At 71.2% G+C, this 9,925-nt stretch carries 7 protein-coding genes and 1 pseudogene; 7 read left to right on the top strand and 1 reads right to left on the bottom strand.

Annotation, left to right across the window (positions count from 1 at the left end; translation table 11 throughout):
• From ABT041_RS38770 to ABT041_RS38790, 5 genes are all read left to right on the top strand, one after another.
• The coding region (locus ABT041_RS38770) for a vitamin B12 dependent-methionine synthase activation domain-containing protein (RefSeq protein ID WP_351193824.1) at nt 1-1,068 on the top strand (1,068 nt) is incomplete at its 5' end.
• A complete protein-coding gene (gene metF / locus ABT041_RS38775; RefSeq protein ID WP_351193826.1) occupies nt 1,065-1,937 on the top strand; it encodes a methylenetetrahydrofolate reductase [NAD(P)H] in 873 nt (290 codons plus the stop codon). The genes ABT041_RS38770 and metF, both read left to right, overlap by 4 nt.
• Nucleotides 1,930-3,339 carry an adenosylhomocysteinase gene (gene ahcY, locus ABT041_RS38780; protein ID WP_351193829.1) on the top strand — a complete coding sequence of 470 codons (1,410 nt, stop codon included), beginning with the start codon at nt 1,930-1,932 and terminating at the stop codon, nt 3,337-3,339. The genes metF and ahcY overlap by 8 nt, the downstream gene beginning before the upstream one ends.
• Nucleotides 3,340-3,345: 6 nt before the next feature.
• Nucleotides 3,346-4,014, top strand: a complete 669-nt coding sequence (locus ABT041_RS38785; RefSeq protein ID WP_351193832.1) for a maleylpyruvate isomerase family mycothiol-dependent enzyme — start codon at nt 3,346-3,348, stop codon at nt 4,012-4,014.
• A gap of 409 nt (nt 4,015-4,423) precedes the next feature.
• On the top strand, nt 4,424-8,098 hold the full coding sequence (locus ABT041_RS38790) for an amino acid adenylation domain-containing protein (protein ID WP_351193834.1): 3,675 nt from the start codon (nt 4,424-4,426) through the stop codon (nt 8,096-8,098).
• Here the strand turns inward: ABT041_RS38790 and ABT041_RS38795 are convergent.
• Nucleotides 8,067-8,825, bottom strand: coding sequence for a GbsR/MarR family transcriptional regulator (locus ABT041_RS38795; RefSeq protein ID WP_351193837.1), 759 nt, complete (start codon nt 8,823-8,825; stop codon nt 8,067-8,069). The genes ABT041_RS38790 and ABT041_RS38795 overlap by 32 nt on opposite strands.
• A 254-nt stretch (nt 8,826-9,079) precedes the next feature.
• Here ABT041_RS38795 and ABT041_RS38800 point away from each other — a divergent pair, with 254 nt between their 5' ends.
• Both ABT041_RS38800 and ABT041_RS38805 read left to right on the top strand, forming a co-directional pair.
• Entirely contained in the window at nt 9,080-9,745 is a 666-nt protein-coding gene (locus ABT041_RS38800; protein ID WP_351193840.1) for a DUF4097 family beta strand repeat-containing protein, read from the top strand.
• Nucleotides 9,746-9,797: 52 nt separating this feature from the next.
• A pseudogene (locus ABT041_RS38805) lies at nt 9,798-9,925 on the top strand (ABC transporter); the annotation flags it as partial.

Here is a 9,925-nt window from a genome sequence, read left to right on the forward strand (position 1 = left end):
CAGCGCGAGCTGGCGGCCAAGTACCCGGTGATCCTCGGCGGCGCCGCCCTGACCAGGGCGTACGTCGAGCAGGACCTCCACGAGATCTACCAGGGTGAGGTCCGCTACGCCCGCGACGCCTTCGAGGGCCTGCGCCTCATGGACGCCCTCATGGGCGTCAAGCGGGGCGTCCCCGGAGCCGTACTCCCCGAGCTCAAGCAGCGCAGGGTGCCCAAGCGCCCCCAGGCGCTTCCGGACGTACGGGAGCCCGAGCCGCCCGGCCGCTCCGACGTCGCCGCCGACAACCCCGTACCCGAGCCCCCCTTCCTCGGAACGAAGGTCGTCACCGGCATCCCCCTCGCCGCCTACGCCCCCTGGCTGGACGAGACCGCCCTCTTCAAGGGCCAGTGGGGGCTGAAGGACCCCGCGACCATCGAGACGGAAGGCCGGCCCCGGCTGCGGGCGCTGCTCGACCGGATCGAACGCGAGGGCCTGGTCGAGGCAGCCGTCGTCTACGGCTGGTTCCCCTGTGTGTCCAAGGGCGACGACCTGATCGTCCTGGACGAGGACGGGGGCGAGCGAACCCGCTTCTCCTTCCCCCGCCAGCAGCGGGGCCGCCGCCTCTGCCTGGCCGACTTCCACCGCGCCGAGGACTCCGGCGAGGTCGACGCGGTCGCCCTCCAGGTCGTCACCGTCGGATCGAGGATCGGGGAGGAGACGGCCCGGCTCTTCGCCGCCGACGCCTACCGCGACTACCTCGAACTCCACGGCCTCTCCGTCCAGCTGGCCGAGGCCCTCGCCGAGTACTGGCACGCACGCGTGCGGGACGAGTGGGGCATCGCCGCCGCCGACCCCGCCGGCATGGACGGCATGTTCCGCACCGAGTACCAGGGGTGCCGCTACTCCCTCGGCTACCCGGCCTGCCCCGACCTGGAGGACCGGGCGAAGATCGCCGCCCTCCTCCGGCCGGAGCGCATCGGGGTCGAGCTGTCGGAGGAGTACCAGCTGCACCCCGAGCAGTCGACGGACGCGATCGTCGTCCACCACCCGGAGGCGAGCTACTTCAACGCGGGAGGCCGACGCCTGTGAACCCCGAACCCCCCACGTATTCCTTCGAGTTCTTCCCGCCGAAGACCGACAGGGGCGAGCAGACCCTGTGGGGCGCCATCCGCCGGGTCGAGGCCCTCAAGCCGGACTTCGTGTCCGTGACGTACGGCGCGGGAGGCTCGTCCCGCGACCGGACGATCGACGTGACGAAGCGGATCGTGACCGAGACGACCCTCCGGCCGGTCGCGCACCTGACGGCCGTCGGCCACTCGGTCGCCGAGCTGCGCGCCATCATCGGCGCGTACGCCGACGCCGGCGTCCGTGACGTGCTGGTCCTGCGCGGCGACCCGCCGGGCGACCCGCGCGGTGCGTGGACCCCGCACCCGGACGGCTTCCGTCATGCCTACGAACTCGTCGAACTGGTCCGCTCCCTGGGCGAGTTCAGAATCGGCGTGGCGGCCTTCCCGGAAGGCCATCCGAGGTCGTGCGACGCGGCGACCGACCTCGCGCACTTCGTCGCGAAGTGCCGGGCGGGCGCCGACTATGCCATCACGCAGATGTTCTTCGACCCCGAGGACTACCTGCGGCTGCGGGACCGGGTCGCCGCCGCCGGCTGCGACACCCCGATCATCCCGGAGATCATGCCGGCCACCGACGTCCGCCAGATCCGCCGCTTCGCCGAGCTGAGCGACGCGGCCTTCCCCGAGGACCTGGCGCACCGCCTGGAGGCGGCGAAGGACGACCCGGCGGCCTCGTACCGCATCGGGGTCGAGTACGCGACGGCGATGGGCCTGCGCCTGCTCGACGAGGGCGCGCCGGGCCTGCACTACATCACGCTCAACAAGTCGACGGCGGCCCTGGAAATCCACCGAACCATCCTCAGTGCAAGGAGAGTTGCAGCGCATGTCTGACACCACCGCCTTTACCGACTTCAAGGTCGCCGACCTCTCGCTGGCGGAGTTCGGCCGCAAGGAGATCACCCTCGCCGAGCACGAGATGCCGGGTCTGATGGCGATCCGCCGCCAGTACGCGCAGACGCAGCCGCTGGCGGGAGCCCGTATCACCGGCTCCCTGCACATGACGGTCCAGACGGCCGTCCTCATCGAGACCCTGGTCGCGCTCGGCGCCGAGGTCCGCTGGGTGTCGTGCAACATCTACTCGACCCAGGACCACGCGGCCGCCGCGATCGCCGCCGCCGGGATCCCGGTCTTCGCCTGGAAGGGCGAGACCCTGGAGGAGTACTGGTGGTGCACGGAGCAGGCCCTGACCTGGCCGGACTCGCCCACCGGCGGCCCGAACATGATCCTGGACGACGGCGGCGACGCGACGCTGCTCGTCCACAAGGGTGTGGAGTACCAGAAGACCGGCGTGCTGCCCGAGGCCTCGAACGAGGAACTGGCGGTCGTGCGCGCCCTCCTGGAGTCCACGACCCTGGACTGGTCGACGATCGCGGCCGGCATCCGGGGCGTGACGGAGGAGACCACGACGGGCGTCCACCGCCTGTACGAGATGCACCGCGAGGGGCAGCTGCTCTTCCCGGCGATCAACGTGAACGACGCCGTCACGAAGTCGAAGTTCGACAACAAGTACGGCTGCCGGCACTCGCTCGTCGACGGCATCAACCGTGCCACGGACGTCCTCATCGGCGGCAAGACGGCCGTCGTCTGCGGCTACGGCGACGTCGGCAAGGGCTCGGCGGAGTCGCTGCGCGGCCAGGGCGCCCGCGTCATCGTCACCGAGATCGACCCGATCTGCGCGCTCCAGGCGGCGATGGACGGCTACCAGGTGGCGACCCTGGAGGACGTGGTCGAGACGGCCGACATCTTCATCACCACCACGGGCAACAAGGACATCATCATGGCGTCCGACATCGCCCGCATGAAGCACCAGGCCATCGTCGGCAACATCGGCCACTTCGACAACGAGATCGACATGGCCGGGCTCGCGCAGATCCCCGGGATCGTGAAGGACGAGGTCAAGCCGCAGGTCCACACGTGGACGTTCCCGGACGGCAAGGTCGTCATCGTGCTGTCCGAGGGCCGGCTGCTGAACCTGGGCAACGCGACCGGGCACCCGTCCTTCGTGATGTCGAACTCCTTCGCCGACCAGACGCTCGCCCAGATCGAACTCTTCACGAAGACGGAGGAGTACCCGACCGGCGTGTACGTCCTGCCGAAGCACCTGGACGAGAAGGTGGCCCGGCTGCACCTCGACGCGCTGGGCGTGAAGCTGACGACGCTCCGGCCCGAGCAGGCGTCGTACATCGGGGTCCCGGTGGAGGGCCCGTACAAGCCGGACCACTACCGCTACTGAGCCCGCATGTGTACCGAAGACACCCGTGACCCATGGCTCCCGGACCGGCTCCTCCGTACGGAACGGGACCTGCTGATGCCGCTCCTGCGGCGCACACCGGACGAGGCGTACGAGCTCCGCACCGCGTGCCCCGGCTGGACGGCGCGGCAGGTCCTCGCCCACTGCGGGGCGGCGCTCGTACGGATCGTCGAGGACCGCCTGGAGGAAGGCGTCTTCCTGCCGGAGGCCAACGCCTGCGACGTCGCCGAACGCGAGGACTGGCCCATCGGCCGGATCCTCGACGAACTCGAACGCGGCCTGACCGAGGCGGGCCCGGTGATCGCCGCCCGCACGGACGACCGGCTCGACGCGGTGGCGCTCGGGGAGTGGGTCCACGCCGGGGACGTACGGGAGGCCTTCGGCGAACCCGGCGCGTACTGCGGTGCGGCGCTCGACCTGGCGCTTCCGCTCCTGTCGGTGACGAGCCGGCGCCGGGAGACACCGCGGCTGGTCGGCGTCCTCACGGACCGGAAGGACCACGCGGTGGCCCTCGGCAACGAGATCGAGGGCCGCCCGGCGGCGCGCTTCCACGGCGACGCGGCGACGCTGATCCGGATCTACTCGGGGCGGCCGCTGGTCCGAACCCGCTACGAACTGACAGGCGCGACAGAACACGAACTCCTCATCTACCGCTGACCCCACGCGCCCGCGCCCGCGCTGGGCGGCGCCCCCGCCCCGTGTGGGGCCCGCGCCCGGCGGGGCGGTGCCCACCGCCGTGTGGGCAATCGTCCCGCTGGGGCGGGACGGGTGGGCACACGGGACGGCGCGCTTAGCGGCGCCTCCGCGTTCCGAGCCTGGACCCGCACCCCATGTGCCCAGCGGGTGGTGCGGGTCAGGGCGCGGGAGCCTCTGGCGCCGGCAAGGGCGCCGTCCGTTGTGCCCACCCGTTCCGCCCCTTGCGGAACGCCTGCCCACAACGGGCGGAACGCCTGCCCACAACGGGCGGAACGCCTGCCCACAACGGGCGGAACGCCTGCCCACAACGGGCGGAAGCCTGCCCACAACGGGGGCGCCGGCGCGCGGGACCGAGTCCGAAAGGAACCCCATGCGCAGCACGCTCGACCGGCTCCTCCGTGCCCAAGCCACCGCCCACCCAGACACCCCCGCCGCACGCTTCGGCGACGAAACGCTCAGCTTCCGCGAGCTGCACGACGCCGCAACCGCCCTCGCCACCCACCTCCGCGCCCTCGGTGCCGGCCGAGACGACCGTGTCGGTGTGCTCCTCGAGCCGTCCCTCGACCTCATGACCGGCATCTGGGGCGTCGTGCTCTCCGGCGCCGCGTACGTCCCCCTCTCCCCGGAGTACCCCGAGGAGCGCCTGCGCTACATGGCCGAGGACAGCGGTGCGAAGATCCTCGTGACCCAGGACCGCTTCCGGGACCGCGTCGCGGACCTGGCCCCGCCCGGGACGACGGTCGTCACGCTCGGGGACGTACCCGAGGGAGGTCCCGCCCTCGAACCGCCCGCCCCGCACGACCTCGCCTACGTCATCTACACCTCCGGCTCCACGGGCAAGCCCAAGGGCGTCATGGTCGAGCACCGCTCGATCGTCGCCCAGATGCGCTGGATGGCCGAAGAGCACCACCTCGGCCCCGGCGCCGTCGTCCTCCAGAAGACGCCCATGTCCTTCGACGCCGCGCAGTGGGAGATCCTCGCCCCGGCCGTCGGCGCCCGCGTCGCCGTCGGGCCGCCCGGCGTCCACCGCGACCCAGAGGGCCTGATCGACGCGGTCCGCGCGCACGGGGCGACCATGCTCCAGGGCGTGCCGACCCTCCTCCAGGCCCTCGTCGACACCGAGCGCCTCGGTACCTGCACCAGCCTGCAGAGGGTGTATTCGGGCGGCGAGATCCTCTCCCGCAACCTCGCCGTCCAGCTCCTCGCCGAGCTCCCGGCCGCCGAGCTGATCAACCTGTACGGACCCACCGAGTGCACCATCAACGCCTCCTCACACACGGTGGACCGCGCCACGGTCGCCGGCGGACCGGCCGCGATACCGATCGGCAGACCGGCCTACGACACGACCTTCCACATACGCGACGGCGAGCTGTGCATCGGCGGGGTCCAGGTCGCGCGGGGGTACCTGGACCGCCCCGAGCTCACGGCGGAACGCTTCATCACCGGTCAGGACGGCGAGCGCCTCTACCGGACCGGCGACCTGGCCACCTTCAACGACGACGGCACCGTCCAGTTCGCCGGCCGCGCCGACAACCAGATCAAGCTGCGCGGCTTCCGCGTCGAGCTGGACGAGATCGCGCTCGCGATCGAGGACCACGACTGGGTCAAGAACGCGGCGGTCATCGTCAAGGACGAGCCCCGCACCGGCTTCCAGAACCTCGTCGCCTGCGTGGAGCTGTCGCCGAAGGAGGCGGCGCTGATGGACCAGGGCAACCACGGCGCCCACCACCAGTCCAAGGAGTCGAAGCTCCAGGTCAAGGCCCAGCTCTCCAACGCCGGCACCCGCGAGGACGCCGAGCTCGCGGGCTGCCCGGTGGTCCAGCTGCCGGGCGCGACGCCGACCGACCGGATGCGCCGTACGGTCTTCGCCCGCAAGACGTACCGCTTCTACGAGGGCGGCGAGGTCACCCGCGAGGACGTCCTCGCGGCCCTGGCCCGCCGCCCCGAGGGCATCGGATCCCGCGCCGTCGCCGGCCTCACCGCGGCCGACATCGGCGAACTCCTCCGCTGGTTCGGCCAGTTCACGAGCGAGGAGCGGCTCCTCCCGAAGTACGGCTACGCGTCGCCGGGCGCGCTGTACGCGACCCAGCTGTACGTGGAGGCGCGGGGCGGCATCGCGGGCCTCGACCCGGGCACGTACTACTACCACCCGGTCCGCCACCGCCTGTATCTGACGCAGACGCTTCCGGACGGCGGCGAACCGTCCCTCCGGTTGGCCTTCCGCGGCAAGCGGTCCGCCATCGAGCCCGTCTACAAGAACAACATCCAGGAGGTCCTGGAGATCGAGACCGGCCACATGATCGGCCTCTTCGAGGAGATCCTGCCCGGGCACGGCCTCGGCGTCAGGCCCTGTGAGGACGCGCTCTGGGAGGTGGTCCCGTACGACGAGGGCGCCCGGACCGAACCCGAGGTGGACGTCTACGTCCAGGCCCACGGCGACCGCGTCCCGGGTCTCCCGGAGGGCCAGTACGTGCACGCCGACGGCGAGCTGACCCCGGTCTCCCGCTCGCTCGTCGAGAGGAAGCACGTCATCGCGATCAACCAGGCGGTGTACGAGCGGGCCTCGCTCGGCATCACCGTCGTGAGCCGCACGGCGGAGACGGACCGGGCGTACGTCGACCTCGGCCGCACCCTGCAGCGTCTCCAGCTCGGCGGCCACGGCCTCGGGTTCATGTCCTCCGGCTACAGCTCCAAGTCGGGGCACCCGCTCCCGGCGGCCCGGCGCGTGGACGAGATCCTGGCGGCGGCGGGGCGGCCGACCGGCCCGTCGTACTTCTTCGTCGGCGGCCGCGTCAGCGAGGAGCAGCGGCTGAGCGAGGGGATGTACGAGGACACGGTCCACATGAAGGGCCCGGCGGAGATGATCCGCGACGACCTCGTCCACCACCTGCCGGACTACATGATCCCGAACCGGGTCGTGGTCCTGGACCGGCTGCCCCTGTCGGCGAACGGCAAGGTGGACACGAAGGCCCTCGCCGACCTGGCCGTCGTCAACGCCGGCCTGCACGGGCGCCCGCACGTCCTGCCCCGTACGCGTACGGAGAGCAGGCTCGCGGAGATCTGGGCGGCGGCGCTCAAGTACGAGGAGGTCGAGGCGGTATCCGTCCTGGACGACTTCTTCGAGTCCGGCGGGAACTCGCTGATCGCGGTCGCGCTGGTCACCCGCCTCAACCGCGAGTTCGAGGCCTCGCTCCCGCTCCAGATCCTCTTCGAGCGGCCGACGATCGAGAAGCTCGCCCATCAGCTCGACGGCGCTGCCGCCACGCCCGCGTCCCGTCTCGTACGGCTCCACGCGGCCGGTGCGCAGTCGCCCGTGTTCTGCTGGCCGGGGCTCGGCGGCTACACGATGAACCTGCGGCACCTGGCCGAGGAGATCGACATCGACCGGCCCTTCTACGGGGTGCAGGCGCACGGCATCAACCGGGGCGAGGAGCCGTACGCCACGATCCGGGAGATGGCCGCCGCCGACGTGGCCGCGATCCGCCGCCGCCAGCCCACCGGCCCGTACACCCTGTGGGGCTACTCCTTCGGCGCCCGCGTCGCCTTCGAGTCGGCGCATCTGCTGGAGGCGGCGGGGGAGCAGGTGGAGAACCTGTTCCTGATCGCCCCCGGCTCGCCGAAGGTGCGCTCGTCGGAGACCGGCGGGGCGGCGTACGACAACCCGGCGTTCGTGACGATCCTGTACTCGGTCTTCGCGGGCGCGATCGACGCCGCGGTGACGGCGGACGACCGGGAGAGCTTCGTCGCGTGCGTCGCGGAGAACTTCCCGGCCCTCGACCCGGACCTGATCGGCCGGATCGTCGCGATCGTCGAGGAGACCTTCGAGTTCACCTACACGTTCCGCGAGTTGACGGAGCGGCAGGTGAGCTGCCCGGTGACGCTCTTCAAGGCCGAGGGGGACGACTACTCGTTCCTGGAGGGCGCCACGGGCTGGTCGACGCGTCCGCCGACGGTCGTGGAGCTCGACGCGGACCACTACAGCCTGCTGCGTCAGCCGGATCTGACGGAGCTGGTCAAGAAGATCCGCTACCGCCTGGGTCTGTGACCTCGTCCCCCGTGGCCGGGGGCTTCGTGTGGAGGACGGCCCGGGCCTGTTCGGCGGCCCGGGCCGTGCTTTCGGAGACGAAGTCGAGGAAGCGGGCGACGTTCTCCAGACGGTTGCCGGCGGGGGTGCCGGAGCCGAGGACGGTGACGCCCTGACGCGTGGTCTCGACGATCTGTGCGATGGCCCGGGCGGAGGCCATCATCGACTGGTACCAGACGTCGTCGTCGACGGTGTAGCGCTCGCGGCGGCGGTCGTCGCGTTCCCGGCGGATGAGGCCCTGGCCGTCGAGGTACGCGACGGCCTTGGACACGGAGGCCGGGCTGACCTGGAGCCGCTCGGAGAGCTCGGCGGCGGTGAGGCTGCCGCTGTCGGCGAGGGTGAGGCTCGCCATGACGCGGGCCATCATCTTGGGCATGCCCGAGCCCGTCATGACGGTGGTGAAGGTCTCCTCGAAGGCCCGCACCTCCTCGGCGTCGCGCCCATGTGCCTGCGGGGCGGCGGCCGTTCCCTTGGGGGTGGCCGGCTTGCGGCGGTGGGCGCGGTGCTCGGTGGCGCGGTGAGCGAGGTCGGCGCGGTAGCCGGTCGGGCCGCCGTTGCGCATGACCTCCCGTGTGATGGTCGAGGTCGGGCGTTCGAGGCGCCGGGCGATCTCCGCGTACGCGAGGCCGTCGGCCAACCCCAGCGCGATCTGCTGGCGTTCGGGCTGGGTGAGTCTGCCTCCCGGCATCGCGGTCTCCTTTGTCCTCCGTCGCCCTCCGTTGTGCCGTCAGCATAGCGTTCACCGGCAATCCATTGCAACGCAACGGGGGCTGGTTGTTGCATTAGATTCAGAACCATTGCAATGAAATCCCGTAACTGACCTGCAGTTACGGGGTTTTCTCGTGATGCGATGCTTGCCGGAGTCTCGAACGCAACGTAGCTTTTCCTTCATCGGAAAGAGCGAGGCGAACAAGCGCCCGCTCCATACGAAGGAGAAGCACCATGCAGAAGTTCGACACCGCCGCCGCCGTCGTCACCGTCCTCGCCGTCCCCGCCGGCCGCATCCGGCTCGTCGCCTCCGACCGGACCGACACCACCGTCGAGATCCTCCCCGCAGACCCCTCCAAGGGCCGCGACGTGAAGACCGCCGAGCGCACCGAAGTCACCTACACCGACGGCGTCCTGACCATCGAGGTCCCGAAGGCCAAGAACGGCATCCTCGGCGGCACCGGCTCCATCGAGGTCACGGTCCAGCTCCCCGCCGGCTCCCGCGTCGAGGGCCGGGCCGCGGCCGCCGAGCTCCTCACCGCCGGCCGGCTCGGCGACATCGCCTTCGAGGGCGCGTACCAGCAGATCAAGATCGAGGAGGCCGCCAACCTCCGCCTCGGCGCCGTCGACGGCGACGTCGAGGTCGGCCGGATCACCGGCTCCGCCGAGATCAGCACCCAGCGGGGCGACATCCGCGTCGCCGAGGCGGTGAGCGGCACGGTCGCGCTGAACACCCAGATGGGCGACGTCACCGTCACCGCCGCGGCCGGAGTCTCCGCCTCCCTCGACGCCGGTACCGCCTACGGCCGCGTCAGCAACTCCCTGAAGAACGACGGCACGTCCGCCCTGAACATCCAGGCCACGACGGCGTACGGCGACATCGCCGCCCGCAGCCTCTGACGCCCACGTCCCACCCACTTCCCCGACGCGCAGCCCTCCAGGAGTACGCATCATGACCACCCAGGCCATCGCAGCGAACGGGCTGCGCAAGTCCTACGGCGACAAGACCGTCCTCGACGGCATCGACCTGCACGTCCCCGAGGGCTCGGTCTTCGCCCTCCTCGGCCCGAACGGCGCGGG

Origin of the sequence: Streptomyces sp. NPDC002825, from assembly GCF_040295385.1 — a bacterium.
Classification (GTDB): Bacteria; Actinomycetota; Actinomycetes; order Streptomycetales; family Streptomycetaceae; genus Streptomyces.

What these genes read in the sequence shown, in the direction of transcription:
- ahcY (WP_351193829.1), top strand. Translation starts at nt 1,930, where the DNA reads ATGTCTGACACCACCGCCTTTACCGACTTCAAGGTCGCCGACCTCTCG.
- ABT041_RS38785 (WP_351193832.1), top strand. Translation starts at nt 3,346, where the DNA reads ATGTGTACCGAAGACACCCGTGACCCATGGCTCCCGGACCGGCTCCTC.
- ABT041_RS38790 (WP_351193834.1), top strand. Translation starts at nt 4,424, where the DNA reads ATGCGCAGCACGCTCGACCGGCTCCTCCGTGCCCAAGCCACCGCCCAC.
- ABT041_RS38795 (WP_351193837.1), bottom strand. Translation starts at nt 8,825, where the DNA reads ATGCCGGGAGGCAGACTCACCCAGCCCGAACGCCAGCAGATCGCGCTG.
- ABT041_RS38800 (WP_351193840.1), top strand. Translation starts at nt 9,080, where the DNA reads ATGCAGAAGTTCGACACCGCCGCCGCCGTCGTCACCGTCCTCGCCGTC.